Source organism: Ruegeria sp. AD11(2025) (genome assembly GCF_056542405.1).
The window spans coordinates 1-529 of record NZ_JBQFZU010000169.1 but is presented as its reverse complement, the minus strand read 5'-3'; the positions used below and the strand labels follow the sequence as shown (position 1 = coordinate 529).

The following is a 529-nucleotide window of genomic DNA, read 5'->3' as shown; positions in this document are numbered from 1 at the left end:
TGTATTCCATCTCCGAGAGCGCCAGTCCAAATTGGTCTCAGTCGACCCGGGAGTATGCTTGGGGATCGGGCGTGACTTTGACTTCCTGTCATCTTACAATTGCCAACCGTGCAGCCCGAAAGCGCATGTTCTGGAGAACAAATGATTATGTTGCTGCCCCTGCCAACTGCCCGTCCTTCAATCCAGAACGAATACAGTTGGTGAGGTGACGCGCGCGCTTAGCCAGAATGTCAGGCCATAAGCTGCCCCGAAACAGACGCCAAATAGGATACCTTCCGGCTCTACCGGTAAAAGCCACGTAAAAACACCCGCTGCTAATAGACTGCCAGAGGCAATTGCCATCCCCCATCCGGCCCAACCATACCGCAGCGCCAGAACTGCCAAAGCCAGGCCCACAAAGGCGCACGGGAGAGCTATGATGGTCGACATGCCAACGATGAAGGCGAAAGCTGAGAGTGCGGAAAAGCCGTCAGACTTAGCGAAGGCAACCAGAATTGTGTTCACGCCCCAAGCCAGCGCGGCCAGCACT

At 55.6% G+C, this 529-nt stretch carries 1 protein-coding gene; it reads right to left on the bottom strand.

Features of this window, described 5'->3' with window-relative positions:
- Positions 1-177: 177 nt before the first annotated feature.
- The coding region (locus ACR1XY_RS24925) for a hypothetical protein (RefSeq protein ID WP_480597570.1) at positions 178-529 on the bottom strand (352 nt) is incomplete at its 5' end.